This is a genomic window from Isoptericola sp. NPDC056573 (genome assembly GCF_042793335.1).
GTDB lineage: Bacteria > Actinomycetota > Actinomycetes > Actinomycetales > Cellulomonadaceae > Isoptericola.
Window position 1 is genome coordinate 456,687 of sequence record NZ_JBHTUY010000002.1, and the last position, 20,773, is coordinate 477,459.

Annotated in this window: 16 protein-coding genes; 8 read left to right on the forward strand and 8 right to left on the reverse strand. The window is 74.3% G+C overall.

All coding sequences use genetic code 11. From position 1 onward, the window contains the following. The first annotated feature begins 39 nt into the window (after positions 1–39). From ACFQ8E_RS04880 to ACFQ8E_RS04895, 4 genes are all read left to right on the forward strand, one after another. Positions 40–2,697 carry a hypothetical protein gene (locus tag ACFQ8E_RS04880; protein WP_430549447.1) on the forward strand — a complete coding sequence of 886 codons (2,658 nt, stop codon included), beginning with the start codon at positions 40–42 and terminating at the stop codon, positions 2,695–2,697. Positions 2,698–2,883: 186 nt separating this feature from the next. Continuing rightward, on the forward strand, positions 2,884–3,627 hold the full coding sequence (locus ACFQ8E_RS04885) for a GntR family transcriptional regulator (RefSeq protein WP_430549448.1): 744 nt from the start codon (positions 2,884–2,886) through the stop codon (positions 3,625–3,627). 113 nt (positions 3,628–3,740) lie between these two features. Beyond that, on the forward strand, positions 3,741–5,078 hold the full coding sequence (locus ACFQ8E_RS04890; RefSeq protein ID WP_430549449.1) for an MFS transporter: 1,338 nt from the start codon (positions 3,741–3,743) through the stop codon (positions 5,076–5,078). After that, positions 5,075–5,998, forward strand: coding sequence for an ornithine cyclodeaminase family protein (locus ACFQ8E_RS04895; RefSeq protein ID WP_430549450.1), 924 nt, complete (start codon positions 5,075–5,077; stop codon positions 5,996–5,998). The genes ACFQ8E_RS04890 and ACFQ8E_RS04895 overlap by 4 nt, the downstream gene beginning before the upstream one ends. Positions 5,999–6,008: 10 nt before the next feature. Here ACFQ8E_RS04895 and ACFQ8E_RS04900 read toward each other — a convergent pair whose 3' ends face one another. Both ACFQ8E_RS04900 and ACFQ8E_RS04905 read right to left on the reverse strand, forming a co-directional pair. Next, positions 6,009–6,806, reverse strand: a complete 798-nt coding sequence (locus ACFQ8E_RS04900) for an alpha/beta hydrolase (protein ID WP_430549451.1) — start codon at positions 6,804–6,806, stop codon at positions 6,009–6,011. 21 nt (positions 6,807–6,827) lie between these two features. Next, entirely contained in the window at positions 6,828–10,208 is a 3,381-nt protein-coding gene (locus tag ACFQ8E_RS04905) for a DUF5979 domain-containing protein (RefSeq protein WP_430549452.1), read from the reverse strand. A 181-nt stretch (positions 10,209–10,389) separates the two neighbouring features. Between ACFQ8E_RS04905 and ACFQ8E_RS04910 the strand changes: the two genes are divergently transcribed. Continuing rightward, positions 10,390–11,349: a diguanylate cyclase domain-containing protein gene (locus tag ACFQ8E_RS04910; RefSeq protein WP_430549453.1), complete on the forward strand. Its 960-nt coding sequence runs from the start codon at positions 10,390–10,392 to the stop codon at positions 11,347–11,349. A 301-nt stretch (positions 11,350–11,650) separates the two neighbouring features. Here ACFQ8E_RS04910 and ACFQ8E_RS04915 read toward each other — a convergent pair whose 3' ends face one another. Beyond that, on the reverse strand, positions 11,651–12,574 hold the full coding sequence (locus ACFQ8E_RS04915) for an SDR family oxidoreductase (RefSeq protein ID WP_430549454.1): 924 nt from the start codon (positions 12,572–12,574) through the stop codon (positions 11,651–11,653). An 80-nt stretch (positions 12,575–12,654) separates the two neighbouring features. On the opposite strand from ACFQ8E_RS04915, the gene ACFQ8E_RS04920 reads away from it, so the two are divergent. Further along, positions 12,655–13,194, forward strand: a complete 540-nt coding sequence (locus ACFQ8E_RS04920) for a low molecular weight protein-tyrosine-phosphatase (protein ID WP_430549501.1) — start codon at positions 12,655–12,657, stop codon at positions 13,192–13,194. A 55-nt stretch (positions 13,195–13,249) separates the two neighbouring features. Beyond that, the gene (locus ACFQ8E_RS04925; RefSeq protein WP_430549455.1) at positions 13,250–13,795 is read left to right on the forward strand and encodes a GNAT family N-acetyltransferase; all 546 of its coding nucleotides are present in this window, start codon (positions 13,250–13,252) and stop codon (positions 13,793–13,795) included. On the opposite strand, the gene ACFQ8E_RS04930 is transcribed toward ACFQ8E_RS04925, so the two are convergent. Genes ACFQ8E_RS04930 through ACFQ8E_RS04945 form a run of 4 tightly spaced genes read right to left on the reverse strand, consistent with a single transcriptional unit; the run spans position 13,728 to position 19,388 of the window. Further along, positions 13,728–14,897: an alpha/beta hydrolase gene (locus tag ACFQ8E_RS04930; protein WP_430549456.1), complete on the reverse strand. Its 1,170-nt coding sequence runs from the start codon at positions 14,895–14,897 to the stop codon at positions 13,728–13,730. The two genes, ACFQ8E_RS04925 and ACFQ8E_RS04930, sit on opposite strands and share 68 nt — an antisense overlap. Before the next feature lie 57 nt (positions 14,898–14,954). Further along, complete coding sequence (locus tag ACFQ8E_RS04935) at positions 14,955–16,397, reverse strand: gluconate:H+ symporter (RefSeq protein ID WP_430549457.1); 1,443 nt, start codon at positions 16,395–16,397, stop codon at positions 14,955–14,957. A 17-nt stretch (positions 16,398–16,414) separates the two neighbouring features. After that, positions 16,415–18,031 carry an amidohydrolase family protein gene (locus tag ACFQ8E_RS04940; RefSeq protein WP_430549458.1) on the reverse strand — a complete coding sequence of 539 codons (1,617 nt, stop codon included), beginning with the start codon at positions 18,029–18,031 and terminating at the stop codon, positions 16,415–16,417. Positions 18,032–18,041: 10 nt separating this feature from the next. Next, positions 18,042–19,388 (reverse strand): amino acid deaminase, encoded by a 1,347-nt coding sequence (locus tag ACFQ8E_RS04945; protein ID WP_430549459.1) that lies wholly within the window; start codon positions 19,386–19,388, stop codon positions 18,042–18,044. A 107-nt stretch (positions 19,389–19,495) separates the two neighbouring features. Between ACFQ8E_RS04945 and ACFQ8E_RS04950 the strand changes: the two genes are divergently transcribed. Then, complete coding sequence (locus ACFQ8E_RS04950; protein ID WP_430549460.1) at positions 19,496–19,912, forward strand: RidA family protein; 417 nt, start codon at positions 19,496–19,498, stop codon at positions 19,910–19,912. On the opposite strand, the gene ACFQ8E_RS04955 is transcribed toward ACFQ8E_RS04950, so the two are convergent. Beyond that, positions 19,900–20,751 carry a Nif3-like dinuclear metal center hexameric protein gene (locus ACFQ8E_RS04955; protein WP_430549461.1) on the reverse strand — a complete coding sequence of 284 codons (852 nt, stop codon included), beginning with the start codon at positions 20,749–20,751 and terminating at the stop codon, positions 19,900–19,902. The genes ACFQ8E_RS04950 and ACFQ8E_RS04955 overlap by 13 nt on opposite strands. Positions 20,752–20,773 lie beyond the last annotated feature (22 nt).

A 20,773-nucleotide genomic window follows, 5' to 3' on the forward strand; every position in this document is an offset into this window, starting at 1 on the left:
AAACGACGACTTCTCGCGGCGGGGGTGACGACGTCACTGGTGGCCGCGATCGGGGTCACCGCGATGACGCTCGGCGCCCAGGCCGCGGAGGGTGGCGTGACCGGGTTCGCCACCCAGAACGGCGGCACGACGGGCGGCTCCGGCGGCTCCGTCGTGAGGGCGACGACCGGCACCCAGATCCACGAGGCCCTGTGCGGCCGCGCGTCCGAGGACACCCCGATCACGATCCAGGTCGAGGGCACGATCAACCACGGCAACACGAGCAAGGTCTCGGGAGACAGCTGCAACACCGCGGACGGTGTGATCGAGCTGAAGCAGATCAGCAACGTCACGCTCGTCGGGGTGGGAAGCGGCGCGACGTTCGACCAGGTGGGCATCCACATCCGCGAGGCCAGCAACATCATCATCCAGAACGTCACGGTCAAGAACGTCAAGAAGTCGGGCTCCCCGACGTCCAACGGCGGCGACGCGATCGGCATGGAGTCCGGCGTCTCGAACGTGTGGGCGGACCACGTGACGCTCGAGGCCTCGGGCGGCGAGTCCGAGGGCTACGACGGCCTCTTCGACATGAAGGGCGACACGAAGTACGTGACGCTCTCCTACAGCATCCTTCGCGGCTCCGGCCGCGGCGGCCTCGTCGGCTCGGGCGACAGCGACCTGGGCAACGGGCCGGTCACCTACCACCACAACCTCTACGAGAACATCGACTCGCGCCTCCCCCTGCTGCGCGGGGCGACGGCCCACATCTACAACAACCACTACGTCGACATCCACGAGTCCGGCATCAACGCGCGCGCCGGCGGCAAGGCGAAGGTCGACAGCAACTACTTCCAGGACTCGAAGGACGTGCTCGGCACGTTCTACACCGACCTGCCCGGCTACTGGCAGGTCGCCGGGAACACGTTCGACAACGTCACCTGGTCGGAGCCGGGCGAGGACAACAACCCCGCCGGCCCGAACCCGACGTCGACGACGACGGTCAGCATCCCCTACGACTACTCGCTCGACGACGCCGGTTGCGTGCCGGACGTCGTCGCCGCGACCGCCGGGGCGAACAAGGGCCTCAGGGTGTCCGACGGCTCGTGCGAGGCGACGACGCCGGAGCCGACCGACCCGCCGACCGGCGAGCCCACGGACCCGCCGACCGGCGAGCCGACCGACCCCCCGACGGACGAGCCGAGCGGGGCCAACCTCAGCCTCGGCGCCGGCGCGGACGGCTCGTCCAAGGCGTCGGGCAGCAGCTTCGGCAACGTGACCGACGGCAACCTGAGCACGTTCTGGTCGCCGTCGAGCACCACGGGTCGCGTGTCCGTCAAGTGGTCGACCCCGCAGACCGTGTCGCAGGCCAAGGTCGTGGAGGCGGCCGGCTCCGCGGGCACGATCACGGGGTTCCGCGTCGTCAACCACGACACCGGCGCCGTGCTCGCGACCGGCAGCCGCGCGGGCGTCGTCAACCTGCCCACGACCACGCTGAGCAAGCTCGACCTCGAGATCACCAGCGCCTCCGGCACGCCGAAGGTGGCCGAGCTGGAGACGTACGCCGGCCAGGGCTCGACGGACCCGACCGACCCGACCGACCCCACCGACCCGACGGACCCGACCGACCCGGGGCCGACCGACCCGCCGACCCCGAGCGGCGAGGTGATCTACGCGGCGCCCGACGGCTCGGCCGGCGCGGCGGGCACGGAGGCCGACCCGACGACGGTCGCCGCGGCGATCGCCGCCGTGGAGCCGGGCGGGGCGATCTACCTGCGCGGCGGCCAGTACGACCTGGCCGACACGCTCACGATCGAGCCGGGCAACGACGGCACGTCGTCGGAGCGGACGCTCCTGTCGGCGTACCCGGGCGAGACGCCGGTGCTCGACTTCTCCGCGCAGGCCGAGGACTCCGCCAACCGGGGCCTCGCCATCGGCGGCAACTTCTGGCACGTGTACGGGATCACGGTCCAGAACTCCGGCGACAACGGCATCCTGCTCGGCGGCGACGACAACGTGATCGAGCGCGTCGTCACCCGCGGGAACGCCGACACGGGCCTGCAGATCGCCCGCCTGGTCGCGGGCGCGCCGAAGGCGGAGTGGCCGGCGAACAACCTGGTGCTCTCCTCCGAGTCGTACGACAACGTGGACTCCGACGGCGAGGATGCGGACGGCTTCGCGGCCAAGCTGACGGTCGGCGAGGGCAACGTGTTCCGCGACTGCGTGTCCCACAACAACATCGACGACGGCTGGGACCTGTACGCCAAGTCGGACACGGGCCCCATCGGCGTGGTGACCATCGAGGACTCGCTCTCCTACGACAACGGCACGCTGTCGGACGGCTCGCAGGCCGGCAGCGGCGACCGCAACGGCTACAAGCTGGGCGGCGAGGACATCCCCGTCGACCATGTGGTGACGGGCAGCATCGCCTACGAGAACGGCAAGCACGGGTTCACGTACAACAGCAACCCGGGCTCGATCACGGTCGCCGACAACGTGAGCATCGGCAACGAGGAGCGCAACTTCAACTTCGACGAGGGCAGCCACCGGTTCAGCGGCAACGTGTCGTGCGACAGCGGCTCCAACGACCGGATCGTCGGGAGCGACGACGGCACCAACGAGTTCTGGTCCGGCTCCAACAGCGCCGCCTGCGGCGCCTACGCGGGCGACCTCGACTGGTCCTTCGCCGCGGACGGCACGCTGGAGGTGACCTTCGGCTGAGCCGACCCGCTCTCGACGGAGCGCCCCGCGCGGGCGCACCGTCACCCCGACCCCGGCCGGCCCGTCGACCCCTCCGACGGGCCGGCCGGTCCCATGACCGGGCCGTGGGCGTCCGCTCTGCGCACACCCGTGGCGGTCCCGTGGCATCCTGGCCACGTCCGTGACGTCGAGGCCAGGAGACAGCAGATGAGCAGCGGTGCGGGCGGCCGCGGCAGGCCGTCGATCCTGGGGTCGATGGACGTCCCCGACAGCATCCGGTCGCGCGTCCTGGTGACGTTGCGGGAGGCGATGGTGGCCGGCGAGCTCGAGCCCGGGGCCATCTACTCGGCCCCGGCCCTCGCCCAGCGGCTGGGCGTCTCGGCGACCCCGGTGCGCGAGGCGATGATGGAGCTCACCCGCGAGGGGCTGGTCGAGACGCTGCGGCACCGGGGCTACCGCGTGGTGGAGCTCGGCGACGTCGCGCTCGAGGAGATCCTCCAGATCCGCGAGCTCATCGAGGCGCCGACGGTGGCGCGCGTCGCGACGCTGGCGACGGCCGCCCAGGTGCGGGCGCTGCGCCCCCTCGCGGACCGCATCGACGCGACGGCGGCGGCCGGCGAGCTGCAGGAGTTCGTCGCGGCCGACACGGCCTTCCACACCGAGGTGCTCGCCCTCGCGGGGAACGAGCGCCTGGTCGAGGAGGTCCGCCGGCTGCGCGGCATGTCGCGGCTGCTCGGGCTCCAGGGCCTGCACGAGGAGGGTCGTCTCGTGGCCACGATCCGGGAGCACCACGAGCTGCTCGACCTCCTGGAGGCCGGCGACGCGGCCGGCGCGGAGGCGTGGATGCGCCGGCACCTGAGGCACGTGCGCGACGTCTGGTCGGGGCAGGGCTCGGGCGCGTCGTCGAGGGCCTCGGCGGGTCCGGCGGGCGACGCCGCCGACGCCGGCTGACCGGGATCCGCCCTGCTCACGACGCGGGAAGCCCTTGCGTCCGCGGTCGGTGCAATTGTACGTTGCACGCCATTCGAGGCCCCCGACGTGGCGGGCCGGACGGGAGCAGGCGCGTGACTTCGCAGCAGTCCACGGTCGGGAAACCGGCCACCAACCTCCGGGTGCTGGTCGGCAGCCTCTCCGGCAGCGCGATCGAGTGGTTCGACTTCTTCCTCTACGCCACCGCAGCGGCCCTCATCTTCGACAAGCAGTTCTTCCCGACCGACGACCCGGCCGTCTCGCTGATGCTGTCGTACCTGTCGCTGTCGCTGACGTTCTTCATCCGCCCGTTCGGCGGCATCGTCTTCTCCCACATCGGTGACAAGATCGGCCGCAAGAAGACGCTGGTCATCACGCTCTCCCTCATGGGTGGCGCGACGATCGCGATCGGCCTGCTGCCCACGTACGCGCAGGTCGGCGTCCTCGCGCCGGCGCTGCTCATCCTCTGCCGCGTCATCCAGGGCCTCGCGATCGGCGGCGAGTGGGGCGGCGCCCTGCTGCTCGCCTACGAGTACGCGCCGGAGAACCGCCGCGGCTTCTTCGGCTCCGTGCCGCAGACCGGCGTGACCATCGGCATGCTCCTGTCGACCATCGCCTTCGCGCTGGTCACCTCGCTGCCCTCCGGGGCGTTCGAGTCCTGGGGCTGGCGCCTGCCGTTCATCGCCTCGGTGGTGCTCGTGTTCGTCGGCCTGTGGATCCGCAAGGGCCTCGCCGAGACCCCCGCCTTCCGGGAGGCCAAGGCGAGCGGCAACGTGGCCAAGCTCCCGATCAAGGACACGCTGCGCGACCACTGGCGCTCCGTGCTCGTCGCCGTCGGCGCCAAGGTCGTGGAGACCGGCCCGTTCTACATCTTCGCCACGTTCGTCGTGAGCTACGCGACCGGCACCCTCGGCATGCAGCAGTCGGTGGTCCTCAACGCCGTGAGCGCCGCCGCGTTCGTCAGCACGCTGGCGATCCTCGCGATGGGAAGGCTCTCCGACCGGCTGGGCCGACCCGCCGTCTTCCTCGGCGGCACCGTGCTCATCGCGCTCTTCGCGGCGCCCTTCTTCCTGCTGCTCGACCTCCAGGTCGACTGGGCCGTCTACGCGGCCGTCGTCATCGGGCTGGGCGTCGTGTGGCCCCCGGTCACCGCCACCCTGGGCACGCTGATGTCCGAGACCTTCACCACCCGCGTGCGCTACACCGGCGTCACGCTCGGCTACCAGATCGGCGCCGCGCTGGCGGGCGGCACCGCGCCGCTGCTCGCGACCTGGCTGCTCTCGCGGTTCGACGGCGCCTGGTGGCCGATCGCCGTGTACATGGTGGGACTCGCGGTCGTCGCGCTCGTCGCCGTGTCCCTGTCCGGCCGGGTCGTGCGCCTCGAGCGCGCCCGGATCGAGGCGCGCGAGGCGCGCGAGGAGGTGGCCGCGTGACCGGGCTGCCGTTCGTCACGGCCGACGAGGTCCGCCGCCGGGTCGGGCCCGACGACGCCCGCCGGCTCGTCGAGCGCGCGCTGCGCGACGGCTTCGACCCCGCCGACGACCCGGCGCGGTCGTCGGTGGCCGCCGGCGCGGGGCACCTGCTGCTCATGCCGTCGGTGCTGGGCGAGTGGGCCGGGGTCAAGATCGCGTCCGTGGCGCCGGGCAACCCCGCGCGCGGCCTGCCGCGCATCCAGGCGACCTACCTGCTGCTCGACGCCGCCACGCTCACGCCCCGGTTGCAGCTCGACGGGTCGGCCCTCACCGAGCTGCGCACGCCCGCGACCTCGGCCGTCGCGGCGGACCACCTCGCGGCGCCGGACGCGCGGCGCCTGGTCGTCGTCGGCACCGGGCCGCAGGCCGTCGAGCACGCGGTCGCGATGGCGGCGGTGCGCGACCTCGACGACGTCGCGCTCGTCGGCCGCGACCGCGGACGCCTGACGGCCGCCGTCGACGGCCTCGTCGCGCGCGGGATCCCCGCCCGCGCGGGGAGCACCGCCGACGTCGCCGACGCCGACCTCGTGGTGTGCGCGACGTCGGCGGGCGAGCCGCTCTTCGACGGCGCCCTGGTGCGCGACGGCGCGTGCGTCGTGGCCATCGGCTCGCACGAGCCCGACCGTCGCGAGCTCGACGCCGGGCTCATGGGGCGGGCGCTCGTCGTCGTCGAGGACCGCGCGACCGCGATGCGCGAGTGCGGCGACGTCGTGCTCGCGGTCGAGGAGGGCGCGCTGCGACCCGACGCCCTCGTGCCGCTCGCCGACGTCGTGCGCGGGCGATCCCGCGCCACGGACCGGCCGAACGTCTTCAAGGGGTCCGGCATGTCGTGGCAGGACCTCGCCGTCGCGGTGGGCGTCGCGGAGGCGGCCGGGCGCTGACCGGGCGGGCTCAGCCGAGGCCGAAGAACGTCGCGGCCTCGGCGAGCACCTCGCCCGCGCGCTCGGTGCCGACGAACCCGTGCTCGGCGCCGGGCAGCTCGACCAGCCGGCAGGGCACGCCGTCGCGGCGGCAGGCGTCCGCCAGCGCCCGCGCCTCGGGCAGCAACGAATCCCGCTCGCCCACCGCGACGAGGGTCGGGGGCAGCCCGCGCGCGGACCGGTGCAGCCGCGGCGCGTCCGCGGGGTCGACGCCGGTCCACGCGCGCATGGCGTACGTCGACAGCTGCCGGCCCGGACCGCCCGGCAGGGCGTCGTCGTAGGACTCGAGCGACAGGTCGAGGTTGGGGTTGGTGAGCAGCAGGCCCGCCGGCCGGTGGGCCGGGCGCGACGCGGCGAGGACGGCGACGGCGCCGCCCGCGGAGTCGCCGGCGAGGTAGACGCGGTCGACGCCCGCGCCGGCGAGCAGGTCGAGCGCGGCCACGGCGTCCGCGACGGCGTCGTCGAGCGTCGCCTCCGGCGCGAGCCGGTAGTCGACGGCGAGCACGACGACGCCGAGGGCGTCGGCGGTCCGCCGGCACCAGCCGTCCTGCAGCTCGAGGTCGCCGAAGAGGCCGTACCCGCCGTGCAGGAAGACCGCCGCGGCGCCGGGCTGGTGGCGGTCGGGCGTGTAGCGACGCATCGCGACACCGTCGTGCGCCAGGTCCGTCACCGTGCCGGCGAACGGCTGCCGCGGGCGGGCGACGGCGCGCTCGTACGCGCCGCGCCGCAGCGCCCCGACGTCGGGCACGCCCTCCGTCCCCGGAGCCACCGGACGCACCTCCCCCGGCCGTCAGGCGCGGATCGTCCGGGCCACGAGGCGCACCGCGATCCCCAGGAGCAGCAGCCCGAGGGCCAGCAGCGGGAGGGCGCCCCCGCCGAACCCGGTCTCCGGCAGCTGGCCGCCCGGGGTCTCCGGCGTCGTCGGACGGGCCGTGTTCGTCAGCGTGACGGCGTTGAGCCGCTCGTCGTTCGCGTGGATCACCACCCAGCCGTCGTCGTCGGCCTCGAGCTCCTGGCCGTCGATCGCCCAGCGCGGCGACGCCCAGGTGGCGTCGTCGACGGCGGGCGGGTCGGCCTCGCGGATCTCGACCGTGGTGCCCAGCGGGACGTCGTCCGCCTCGAAGGGGTCACCGAGCACGAGGTCGCCCTGCTGGACCGGGCCGTCGTCCACTCGGTACTCGACCGGGAAGCGGGTGCCGTCGGGCAGGTCCGTGCCCTCGACCAGCTTCTCGATCCGCAGCGTCGTCGTGGGCACGGCCGAGTTCGTCACGGTGAACGACGTCGTGCCGGTGCCCTCGTCGATCGTGAGGCTGCTGCCCGGGGACCAGGTCGGGACGGCCCAGGTCCACCCGTCGGGCAGCACGTCGTCCGACGGCTCCTCCTCCGTGACGCGCACGGTGGTCCCCACGGGGAACGCGCGGTCCGGGCCGACGGCGGTCCCGTCGGTCGGCACGCGCAGCACGCCGTCGTCGGTGCTGCCGTCGGGCAGGGTGGCCGTCCACGGCACGTCGAAGCCGTCCGCGCTCACGTCGCCCGGCTCGGCGCCCTCGAGGGCCTTCGCGACCTCGAACGTGCCATGCTCCACCGTGGCGGAGTTGGTGACGGAGACCGCCGCCGTCTCGTCGGCGCCGACCGTGATCTCCGCCGGTGAGATCGTCGGGGTGCCCCAGTCCCAGCCGGGCACGTCGGGCAGCACCGGTTCGTCGAACGTGACCGTCGTGCCGGCCGGGAAGTCGACCGGGTCGCCGGTGGCGTCGGTCGGCGCGACGGGCTCGCCGTCGGGCGCGAGCGTGGTGGACCCGCTGGTCGTGGTGCCGTCGACGTAGGTCGCGGTCCAGGCCACCGTGAACTCCAGGCCCTCCGGCACGTCCTCGGCGACCGGTCCGTCGAGGGTCTTGGCCACGGTGAACGACCCTGTGGGGACGCTCCCCACGTTGGTCACCTCGAGGGCGACCGTCGGGCCGCCGGCGAGCTCCAGCGGGTAGAAGCCGTCCTCGTCGGGGTCGGTGAGCGGCTCGCCGTCCACCGAGAGCACCGGGTCCTCCCACACGATGCCGTCGTCGAAGGACGGGTCGTGCTCGCGCACCCACACGGTGGTCCCGGCAGGGATGGGTTCGTCGTCCAGCAGGGTGGTGATCGTCACCGGGTCGCCGACGGCGATCTCGCGGACGCGCCCCTCCCGCGGGCCGCCGGGCGGGTCGAACGTGTACTCGACCGAGAACTGGAGGTTCGGGTCGACCGGGCCGTCGACGTCGAGCACCTTGACCATGCTGAACCGCGCGGTGGCGGGGACGACGTTCTCGTCGACGAGGATGTTGGTGACCATGTCCTCGACCACCTGGTCCTCGCGGTCGATCGTGAACGTCGTGCCAGGGCTCCACGACTCGTCGCCCCAGGTGGCGCCGTCGGGCGGGACGCCGCGGTCGGTCTCCGCCACGGTGACCTCGGTGCCGACCGGGAAGGTGACCTCGTTCCCGGCGTCGTCGACCGGCCCGGTCGGATCGAACGACCCGTCCTCGTTCGCGACGAGCTCGATGGTGCCGCTGCTCTCGTTGCCGTCCGGGTCGACGGCGGTCCACCCCACGGTGACGGTGGTGCCCTCGTCGACCTCGATCGGGTCGTCCAGGGTGGCGACCACGGTCTTGACGACCTGGAACGTGCCGCGGGTGCGTTCCGCCGTGTTGGTCACCGTCGCGTCCACGACGGCGTCGCCCTCGTCGGTGATGGTCAGCGAGGACGGCGACACGGACGCGCCCGTCCAGTCCCAGCCGGGCACGTCGCCCGGGGGCCGTTCCTCGAACGTCACGACCGTGCCGACGGGGAAGGTGCTCAGCGTGCCGTCCACGTCCTGCGGGCGCACCGCGCCGCCGTCCGCGGGCAGGTCGAGCGTGCCGGAGCCGAGCACCTCGCCGTCCGGCGACGTGGCGGTCCAGTCGACCTGGAACGTCGTGCCGTCGGGCAGGTCGTCGGCGCCGATCCCGTCGAGCTCCTTGGACAGCTCGAACGTGCCGTGCGGCTCGCCGCACGGCACCGTGCCCGCGAACATGAAGGAGTGCACCTCGCCGCCCAGCAGGGTGACGTCCTGCCCCACGACCTGGCCGTCCAGGGGCGCCGCGTCCACCGTGACGTTGGCGTTGGGCGCGAAGATCGACCCGTCGATGCGCTCCCCGGTGTGCGCGACGGTCACGTCGCCCGTGACGGCCGACAGGTCCCACAGGATGTACGGCGAGTACTGGCCCTGCGGGTCGACCCGCAGCCCCTGCACGTCCGTCGTCCCGGCGGGGACGCGGATGATCAGCGGGTTCTGCTGACCCGGCACCGCGCTGCCCGCCGAGAACTGGAGGAGGTCGGCGCCCGCGACGTCCTCGTACGCCACGACGTTGGGCCGGTCGGAGGCGAGGAGCGAGAGGACCTTCCGCGACCCGTCGTCCTCGGCGACGGTCACGTGGTTCACGTCGTGGCCGCCCGGGTCCGTGATCGTCGCGAGGCACGCGGTGGTGTCGTCGAGGCTGGCGTCCTGCCCGGCCTGCACGTACCCGGCGACGACGTCCTGCGTGTCGCCGGTCTGCTCGGTGAAGATCGAGGTGTTGCTGCCCGTCGGAGGCTCCGCGTCGGCGGGGAACGTCTGCGCGGTCGCGTCGATGAGGGGTGGGTTGGAGCCCTGCTCGGACTCCCGCACCCAGCCCTCGCCCCGGGCCGACGTGGCGTACGGACCGAGGTCACGGTCCACCGTCTTGAGGGTGCCGACGTTCTCCGGGGTGGTCGCACCGCGGCTCGTGATGTTGACCTGGCCGACGTTGCGCGACTCGTCCGGGTCGAACCGGCCGATGAGGAGGCGTGTCGGGTCGCCGTCGACGGTGGGGATCGTGTAGTCCGCGGTGCCCGCGGCCACGTGGATCACCGCCCACTGCGCGGCCGTCGTGTCGGTGAGGTTCCGCCCGGCGGCCAGCGAGCCCTCGAGCTCCTGGTTGCCGACGATCGCGTCGCGCTGCGCGTACACGGTGTACCCGCCGGAGGAGGAGAACGGGTTGACGTCGCCCTCGGCGGCGGCGGCCGCCGGCGGCGCCGTCGCGGTCTGCGCACCGACGCCCACCAGACCGCCCAGCGCGAGCGCGGCGGCCAGCAGGCCGCTCGTCGTCCTGCGACCGGCCGTCGTCCTCGTCCTTCGCATGTGTCGCCCCCCGAGACATCACAGACATCGCGTACCCTCGCGACACTCTAGGGACACGACAACCCGGGCGCTGGGTGGTCGCGCTCCCATCGCGGTCCCGTGGTTGAACGGCCCGCGAACGCTCGGCGAACATCTCCGCGGAGCGCCTCGCACGACGTCCAGGCTGGCCATACTTCCGCTTGTGCACGACGAGATCGCCCGCCTGGCCCGCCACGTCGCTCCTCGCCGGGCGACGCGCGTCGCGTCGGTCGCGGAGCTGGCCCAGCCGGTGCTGGTGGTGGGCTCCACGCTGCCCGTCGGGCAGCTCGAGGTGATCTTCCGGCGTCCGGAGGTGGGCTCGGTCGCCGTGCAGGACGACACGGCGCCCACTCGCACGGGCATCGTCACGCGGTCGGGCCTGACGGCCGCGCTCACGGGACGCCTCGGGTACGGGCGCGCGGTCCTGGAGCGACGGCCCACCGGGGCGGTCGCGGACTGGTCGCCGCTCGTCGTCGAGCCCGGGACGGCGCTCGCGGACGTCGCGTCGCTCGCGATGGCCCGCACCGCGGACCGCCGCTACGACGACGTCCTGGTGAGGGGACCCTCGGCCTGGGGCGCGGCGAGCACGGCCGACGTGATGCGCGCCGTCGTCGCCGAGCTGGCCGAGCGCTCGACCCACGACCCGCTGACGCGGCTGCCGGGGCGGGCCGCCACCTGGTACGCGCTGCGGCGCCGCTGCGCCCTGGTGCGCGGCGGCGCGACCCGCGTGGTGCTGGTGCTGCTCGACGTGCGGGACATGGCGAGGCTCAACGCCGACCACGGGCAGGACGCCGGAGACGTGGTGCTCGCGGAGCTCGCGGCCCGGATCGGGGCGGCGCTGCCCGCCGGGTGCGAGGCGGGTCGCGTGGAGGGCGACGGGTTCGCCGTCCTGGCGACGTTGCCGGCGATGGACGACATCCAGGCGGCGGCGTCCGCGGACGCCCTGCGTCAGCACCTGCTCGCGCACGTCGCCGAGGCCTCGAGCGCGCTCGACGCCCCGGTGTGGCCGGGGCTGCACGCCGCTGCCGCGTGGTCGGTGGCCGGCGCCGCCGACGCGGACGAGCTCGTCGCCCAGGCCGAGCGGCGGCTGCGGCGGGAGCGTCGCGCGGCGGTGCTCGCCTGACGTCGGGGCGTCCGCGGTCCTGGGCAGCCCGGTCCTGGGCAGCAGAAAGCCCGCGGGCTGGAGGTCGAACCTCCTGCCGTGCTGGACGAGGTCACGGCACCCGCGGGCTCCGGTGGTCGCGAGGAACTCGCTACCCGCCCGACGTTCTAGCGCGCGCGACTAGCGCGCGACCACCTCATGGGTCCGAAGAGTCTTCACAGCTCGGATCACCTCCCTTCTCATGTGCCGACGACGCTACGCCCGCCGCCGCGGGGAGGCCAAGGGTTTTCCTCAGGGTGAACGCGAGGCCCGGGGAGGCGGCCTACGCGCGCCGCAGGTGCGCCCACTCGCCGGGGTAGTCGTCCAGCCACTGCGCGAGCGAGCGCGCGGGCCGGCCGACGAGGCGGCCGACGTCGTCGGAGACGTGCGCCAGCTCGCCCGCGGCGATGGCCGTGTACGACGAGACCCACCCGTCGAGCTCGAACGGCTCCGCCCCGTACCCGGCGCGGGAGGCGTACGCCTCCTCCTCCGTCTCGGGGTGGTAGGTGAGGTCGCGGCCGGCGGCGCGGCCGAGCGTGGCCGCGACCTCGTCGAGGGTGAGCGCCTGCGGCCCGGTGACCTCGTAGACGGCGTCGTCGTGCCGAGCGGGCCGCTCGTCGAGGATGACGGCGGTCGCGACGTCCGCGACGTCGTCGTGCGACACGGCCGCGACGCGCCCGTCCGACGCCGGGCCGCGGATCACGCCGTCGTGCCCGACGAACGTGCTCAGCGCGTGGAAGTAGAGGTTGTCGCGCAGCACCGTCCAGCGCAGCCCGGTGCGCGCGGCGACGTCGGCGAGGTGCTGCTCCGTGTGCCAGTGGTCGCGGGCGAACGTGAACACGGCGTCGGGCGCCGCGCCCGCGAACGACGTGTACACCAGCCGCTCGACGCCGGCGGCCGCCGCCGTGTCGATCATCGCGGTGTGCTGCGCGACACGGTCGGGCGCCTCGCGCGCGCTCACCAGGAACACGGTGCGGACGCCGTCGAACGCGGCCCGCATCGCGTCGGCGTCGTGGAAGCCGTCGGCGACGGCGACCTCCGACACCGGCAGCGCCCGGCCGTCGCTGAGCCGCGGCGCGCGCGCCGGGTCCCGCACGACCAGCCGTTGTCGCGCGCCCTCCGCCGCGAGCCGGAACGCCAGTCGTGACCCGAGCCGCCCGCTGGCGCCGGTCACGGCGATCAGCCCGTCCGCCGCCCATCTCGCCATGCCTCACGGTAGGCACGGATCGGGAGCGGGGCCCGGCGAGAGGCGAGAATGGGCCCGTGACCGCCACCCCGTACCGCGTGATGACCGTCTGCACCGGCAACATCTGCCGCTCCCCCATGGCCGAGATCGTGCTGCGCGACCGCCTCGAGGCCGCCGGTCTCGGCGACCGCGTGGTCGTGGACTCGTCGGGCGTGAGCGACGAGGAGCACGGCAACCCGGTGGACGGGCGCGCCCGCCGCACGCTGGCCGCGCACGGCTACCCGACGGGCGACGGCCACCGCGCCCGCCAGGTGACCTCCACGGACCTCGCCGACCACGACCTGGTCCTGCCCATGACGGCGCAGCACGCCCGACGCCTGCGCCGTCTCGCCGACGGCGCCGCGGGCTCCGCCGGGCTCGCCGAGATCCGCCTGTACCGGTCGTTCGACCCCGACGCCCCCGTCGTCGAGCCGGGTGGCGACGAGCACCTGCTCGACGTCGACGACCCCTGGTACGGCGACGAGTCCGGCTTCGAGACCACCCTGGCGGAGGTCGAGGCCGCCGCCGACGGCGTCGTCGCGCACGTGCGCGCCCGGCTCGGCGAGTCGCCGTCGCGACGTGCTCCCTCGGCAGATCGGTGACCACCTCGGCGGGGGGTGGCGGCCGGGCCGGGTCGCGAGGTGACAGGATCGGCGGATGACGACTCCGCCGGCCCCGCTCATCGTCCGCCGCGCCCGGGAGGGCGAGTGGCGCGAGACCCGCGACCTGCGCCTGGCGGCGCTCCAGGACCCGGCGGCGCCCGTGGCGTTCCTCGAGACGCACGACGTGGCGGCCGCCCGCCCGGACGCGTTCTGGCAGGAGCGGGCGCGCGGCAACGCCACGAGCGACGCGGCGGCGGCGTTCGCCGCCGTCGACGCCGACGGTCGCTGGGTCGGCACGACGATCGGCCTGGTCGAGGAGCCGGGGTCGACCGACGTCCTGGGCGGCCCGGTCACGCAGCGGCAGGTGCACCTGGTGGGCGTGTTCGTGCGGCCCGAGCACCGTGGCGGCGGCCTGCTGGCGCGGCTGTTCGACGGCGTCCAGGACTGGGCGCGCGGACTCGGCATCGAGCGGGCCCGGCTGTGCGTGCACGTCGACAACCCGCGCGCGCAGGCCGCCTACGCGAAGCTCGGGTTCACGCCGTCGGGCGAGCGCTTCGTCCTCGAGCAGGGCGAGGAGATCGAGCTGGTGCGGGCGCTCTGACCTCGCGCCGCGACGGGCGGCCGTCGCCGAAGGTGCGACGCCACCAGGCGGCCACGCCCCGCGGTTCCGGCGCGGCCGCCGGCGGCGCGGAGGGCACGTAGGCGCGGACCCAGCGGGACATCTCGCGCCAGACGACGTCGCGCACGGCGGGGGCGGAGAGCGTGACGTCGTGCAGGGCGCCGTCGATCCGGGCCAGCGTGACGAGGCTGCCCAGCGCGGGGACGCGGCGGGCGACGCCGCCCACCTCGAGCACGGAGTCGGTGGTCATCATCTCGGGGCTCCACCGCACGGGCGCCGTCGAGCGGGCGGACAGCAGCACCAGCACCGGGATGTCGATGCCGAGCCCGCGGGACACCCGCTCCTGCCCCTGGAAGATCGCCGACAGCCATGCCGGCGTGGCACGCCAGCCCGTGTCGGGGCGCCAGGTCGGGTCGATGTCCCACGCGCCGTCGAACCGCCGCGAGACGCTGCGGGCGTAGAACCCGAGGTCCACGTTCACCAGGTGGCTGCGCGGTGCGAGCGCGGCCTGGGCGCGCAGGCCCGGCTCCAGCACCCACCTCCCCACGCTGCGGGTCTGGAACTCGAGCCACGGGCTGTTGAGCACCAGCGCGTCCGCCCGGCCCGGCCGGTGCGACACCCACAGGCTGAGCACCAGCCCGCCCGTCGAGTGGCCCATGAGCACCAGGCGGCGCCCCGACGACGCCTCCGGGCCGTGGCCGAGGACCGCCAGCGCCGCCTCGACGTCCTCGTCGTACGTCGCCAGCGCGGTGACGAAGCCCGGGGTCTGGTGCTCGCGCAGGCTGCGGCCGTACTTGCGCAGGTCGAGCGCGTAGAACCGGGCGCCCTGCCGCTCCCAGAACGCCGCGAGGTGGGTCTGGAAGAAGTAGTCCACCCAGCCGTGCACGTACAGGACGTCGATGCCCGCGTCCCGCCCGGTGCCGCCGGCGGGCGGGTCGGACGTCGCGACCGGGGGCTCGACGGCCCTCCGCACCAGCGTCGCGACGACGTCGCCCTCGAAGTCCGGCTCCAGCGGCAGGGTCAGGCGCTCGAAGCCGGGCAGCACGTCGGGCTCCCACGTGCTGCTCGTGCCGGACTGCTCCACGACCCGAAGGTAAGGAACCCGGCGAGGACGCGCGACCCGGCCGTGCCGGACGACCGGCTACACGACGAGCCAGAGCAGCCAGGTGAACAGCAGCCCGAGCACGGCGATGATCGTCTCCATCACCGTCCAGGTCTTCAACGTCTGCCCGACGGTCATGCCGAAGTACTCCTTGACCAGCCAGAACCCGGCGTCGTTGACGTGCGACAGGATGAGCGACCCGGCGCCGATGGCGAGCACGAGGAGCGCGAGGTGCGTCGGCGTCAGGCCGGTGGCGAGCGGCGCGACGATGCCCGACGCCGTGACGATGGCGACCGTGGCGGACCCGGTGGCGATGCGCACCAGAACGGCGATGAGCCAGCCGAGCAGCAGGATCGACAGGCTCATCGCGACGGCCGCCTTGCCGATCGCGATGCCCGTGCCGCCCTCGACCAGCACGGCCTTGAATCCGCCGCCGGCGCCGACGATCATCGTGGCGCTCGCGATGGGCTTGAGGCTCTCCGTCATCTTCGAGCCGAGGGTGCCGAGCGAGAACCCGACGCTGGTGCCGAACGTGATCATCGCGAGCAGGACCGCGATGAGCAGCGCCACCAGCGGCTCGCCGATGAACGACACGAACGGGAAGAACCATGAGTCGGGGCTGGCCCACACCTCGACGCCGGCGCGCACCAGCATGAGGATCACCGGGCTGAGGATGGTCACCAGCGTGAGCACGAACGTGGGGTTCCGGGTCTTCACCGTGCCCGGCTCGCCGGAGCCGCCCGAGCCCCCGTCCGTGTCGCCGGCGACGATGCCCCCGCCGCCGCCCTGCGCGCCGATCGGGACCAGCTTCGCGGCGAACCGGCCCCACACCGGGCCGGCGATGATCACGGTGGGCACCGCGATGACCAGGCCGAGCGCCATGGTGATGCCGACGTCCGCGCCCAGGTTGCCGATGGCCGCCAGCGGCCCGGGGTGCGGGGGGACGAAGCCGTGCAGCACCGACAGGCCGGCCAGCGCCGGCATGGCCAGCAGCATCGCGGGCAGGCCGGAGCGGCGCACGGCCAGCATGATCACCGGGATCAGCAGCACCAGCCCGACCTCGAAGAACATCGGGATGCCGATGAGGAACGCGATGAGCGCCATCCGCCAGGGCAGGCTCCCCGTGCTGCCGCGGAAGATCTTGTCGACGATCTCGTCGGCTCCCCCGGAGTCCGCGAGCAGCTTGCCGAGCATGGCGCCCAGCACCACCAGCACGCCGACGGTGCCCAGCACGTCCCCGACGCCGGTCTCGAACACCCCGGCGACGTCGCCGAGCGGGATGCCGGACCCGATCGCCACGAACAACGACCCGATGGTCAGGGCGAGGAAGCCGTGCATCTTGAGCATCGTGATGAGCAGCACCACGACGGCGATGCCGATGGCGGTGACCACCAGCACCTGCGTGTCGTGCTCCGACCACGGCTGGTTGATCAGCTCGAGGGTGTTGTCGTCGTCCCCCGCGGCGTGCAGCAGCATGCGCATCCCGGGTTCCTCCTGTCTCAGCGGGTGCCGCTCCCCGTGCGTCGCAGCGCGTGCCCGGGGAGGGCGTCGGTCCGTGCGCCGTCGTCGATGACGGCGACGCCGTCGACCAGGACCAGGTCGATGCCCGCCGCCTGCTGGCGCGGGTCCTCGAACGTGGCGGTGTCCTGGACGGTGTCGGGGTCGAGCAGCACGAGGTCCGCGGCGTAGCCGGGGCGGACCAGGCCGCGGTCGACGAGCTTCAGGCGGGCGGCGGGCCGCCCGGTGAGGTGGTGCACGCAGTCCTCGAGGGTGAGGACGCCGAGCTCGCGCACGTACCGCGCGAGGTAGCGCGGGAACGTGCCCCAGGCGCGCGGGTGCGGGCGTCCGCCCACGAGGATCGCGTCCGAGCCGCCGCAGTGCGTGCGGTGCTGCATGATCGCGCGCACGTTCTCCTCGTGCCCCACGTGCTGCAGGATCGTCGTGCCGAGCCGGTCGGCCACGAGCTGCTCCACGAACACGTCGCCGGGCGCGCGGCCCTCGTCGCGGGCGATCGCCTCGACCGTGCGGCCCACGCGACCGGCCAGCGCCGGGTTCTGCACGCCGCTGATCTCGATCGTGTCCCACTCGGCCACGCAGCCGTGGCAGCCGTCGGTGCCGACGTGCTCCAGCTCGTCGACGATGCGCTCGCGGTCGGCGGGGTCGGCCAGCCGTGCGAGCAGCGCGTCCGTGCCGCCCGAGAACGACCAGCTCGGCAGGATCGCGCTGAGCGTCGTCGAGCCGGGCAGGTACGGGTAGGTGTCGAGCGTGATGTCGACGCCGTCGTCCAGCGCGGTGTCGATCAGGGCGAGGAGCTCGCCCGCGCGGCCCTTGTTGGGCTTGAAGTTCATCGTCGCGTGCGTGAGGTGCAGCGCGCAGCCCGTGGCGCGGGCGAGGTCGATCATCTCGGCGTACGCCTCGAGCGCGCCCTTGCCGTACGACCGGTGGTGCGGGCTGTAGTAGCCGTCGTGGGCCGCGACGACGCGCAGCAGCGCGGCGAGCTCGTCGTCGTCGGCGTACATGCCGGGCGTGTAGGTGAGCCCGCTGCTCATGCCGAGCGCGCCCTCCCGCATCCCCTGGGCGAGCAGCTCGCCCATCCGGGCGACCTCCGCGGGCGTGGCTGGGCGCTCGTCCGGCCCGACGACGAGGTGGCGCAGCGTGCCCTGCGGCACGAGGTAGGCGGCGTGGCACGCGATCCCGCGGTCCAGGCGGTCCAGGTAGCCCGCCACGGACTCCCAGTCCCAGGCGAAGCCGGGCGGGTCGTCGTTCCAACCGGCGATCTGCGCGCGGATCGCCGTGCGGGTGCGCTCGTCGACCGGGGCGAACGACAGGCCGTCCTGGCCCAGCACCTCCAGCGTGACGCCCTGGCTCACCTTCGCCGTGTGGTCCGGGTTCGCGAGGATCTGCACGTCGGAGTGCGCGTGCATGTCGATGAACCCGGGGGTCAGCGCGCGGCCCTCGGCGTCCACGGTCCGCCGGGCGCCGGCGGCGCGCGCGCCGGAGCGGCCCTCGTCGACGGCGGTGATGCGCCCGTCGGTGACGGCGACGTCGGCGACGACGCCCGGCGCGCCGGTCCCGTCGAGCACCAACGCGTCGCGGACCAGCAGGTCGGCGGTCATGCCCGCCCCCTCAGAACCAGGTCCGCACGAGGTCGACGACGACCGGGTCGGCCGCGTCGGCGTCGTCGACCACCGGCACGAGCGACCACTTGTCCATCGCCGTGCACGGGTGCGACAGGCCCAGCCGCAGCTCGTCGCCGATGCGCAGGTCGACCTGTGCGTCCGCGGCGTCCCAGCGCAGGAAGCCGTGCTGGTCGTTGAGGGCGGTGACCTGGACGCCGGGGACGGCGGCGGGCTCCTCGCCCGCCGCGCGCGGGCGCCGGAGCTGCACCTCGGGCAGGCCCTCGTCGAACGGCAGGTCGCGCTTGCCTGCGTCGAACAGCGCGAGCCCCGGCTCGGGCTGCGAGCTCACCCGCACCCATCCGTGCATCGCGCTGCGGAACCCGGGGCCGCCGCTGCGCGGCTCCTCGCCCAGCGGGGAGATGTGCCGGTAGAAGCCGTCGTCGTGCACCACGTACGCGCCGCTGCGGAGCACCACGCGCGCCCCCGTCGCGACCAGCGGCGACATGACCTCGTCGACGACGTCGAAGTAGGCGCTGCCGCCCGCCGTCACGACCGGGACGTCCACCTCGTAGCGCCCGTCGGCCGCGAGGCGCTCGTGCACCTCGACCATGTCGCGCAGGTAGCCGCGCACCACGTCCCGGCTGCGGGCGTCCGAGTCGTGCGCCAGCGCGCCCTCGTACCCGCCGACGCCCGCCAGGCGCAGGTGCGGCGACGCGACGACCCGCTCCGCCGCCGCCAGCGCCGTGCCCAGGTCGCGGGCACCCGTGCGGCCCCCGGCGCCGCCGCGCTCGACGAGCACGTCGATCGGCGGGCGCGAGCCGGACGCGGCGACGTGCGCGGCCAGGGCGTCGTGCATGAGGTCGACCGTGACCGGCGAGTCCGCCCAGACCAGCACCCGGAGGTCCCGGTCGGCGGCCAGCTCGTCGGCGATCCAGCGCAGCGCGAGCGGCGAGACCACGCTGTTCGCGACCATCACGCGGCTCACGCCGAACTCGAGGGCCACGCCCAGCTGGAACGGGTTCGCGACCGTGATCGCCCACGCCCCGGCGTCGACCTGCTCGGCCCACAGCTGCGGCGCCATCGTCGTCTTGCCGTGCGGGGCGAGGTCGAGGCCGCGCTCGGCGCACCAGTCGGCCATCACGCGCAGGTTGGTGTCGAGCGCCGAGCGGGACAGCGTGAGCAGCGGGGTGGGGAGCTGCGACAGGCGGGGGCGGCGCTCGCGGACCTCCGCGACGGTCAGCCCCCACAGCTCGGGCGGGATCGCCTTGTGCCGCCAGCCGACGCGCTCGCCCTCCCGGGCGGCGACCTTCTCGCGGTCGATCCGACAGGTGTCCTCGGCTCCGGTACCGTCCATCGTCAGGCCCTCCTCGTTCCCCGTCGACGGTGCGACGATGCCGCACCGGCCGCCGAAATGCACGCCGGGTCCAGAGCGGCCGCACCACCCCCCGAAAGGACCAGCACATGGCTGAGCAGACCTCGAAGACCGCGATCTCCACCGACCGGGCCCCCGCCCCGGCGCACACGTTCCACCAGGGCGTACGCGTCGGCAACCTGCTGCAGGTCTCCGGTCAGGGCCCCGTGGACCCGGCGACCAACGAGTACCTCTACCCCGGCGACGTCGCCGCGCAGACCACGCGCACGCTCCAGAACGTCGAGGCGATCGTCCAGGCCGGCGGCGGCACGATGGCGGACGTCGTCATGCTGCGCGTCTACCTCACGACGCGCGACGACTTCGCCGCCATGAACGACGCGTACGGCGCGTTCCTCACCGAGCGGCTCGGCCCGGACGCCGTGCTGCCGTCGCGCACCACCGTCATGGTCGGGCTGCCGCGCGAGGAGATGCTCGTCGAGATCGACGCGCTCGCCTACGTGGAGTGAGCCGTCGCCGGGCGGGCGAGGTCCGGCGTGGGCAGGAAGGTCACCGGCACCTCGGGCACGACGTCGCGCAGCCAGTCGGCGAAGTGCCTCATGCCCGCCTGCTCGGCCGGCACGTGCCCGGCCACGACCAGCCCCTTCGGCGCGCCCCGGCCGGTCGTGCCGAGGTGCGCGGCGTCCAGGGCGTAGGACTGGGTCTCCCACTCGTGCGCCTCCCCCACGACGACGGCGTCCACGTCGGCGCGGCGCAGCAGCGCGCGGTTGCGCGCGAAGCCGCGGAACCCGAGGTCCAGGCCGACGCGGCGCACCGGCTGGGCGGGGTCGCCCACGAAGCGGGCCGTGCGGGACCCGAGCGCCGTCGCGACGTGCGCGGCCAGCGCGCCCAGCGTCGTCGGGCCGACGTCGCACACCGACGCGCCGTCCGCGGCGGGGTCGAGCGTCCAGCCCAGCGCCCGGGCCGCGCCCTCGTCGACGCCGTCCGGCCGGCGGTCGTGCCAGGCGTCGTGCGCGCGCCACACGACGAGGCCGTGGTCGGCGACGAACGCGCGCTTGGCGGCGAGCACGGGGTCGCCCTCCGCCTCCAGGTCGGGCACCGCGGCGCCCGTGTGGTCGTAGTCGGGCGGCTCGTGCGTGACGACGACGTTCGCCCCGGCCGCGACCGCGCGCTCCAGCACCTCGAGCGTGGCCAGCGTGGTCACCGCGACGCCGCGCACCACCGCGCCGGGGTCGCCGGCCACGAGGCCGTCGACCGTCGTGGGCCGCGGTGTCACCGCCAGCGCCGCCGCGGCGCGGGACACCAGGCACGCGGCGGTGAGGGTGGGGTCGTGCGGGCGCGTCGTCACGGCGTCACGGTAACCGCAGTCC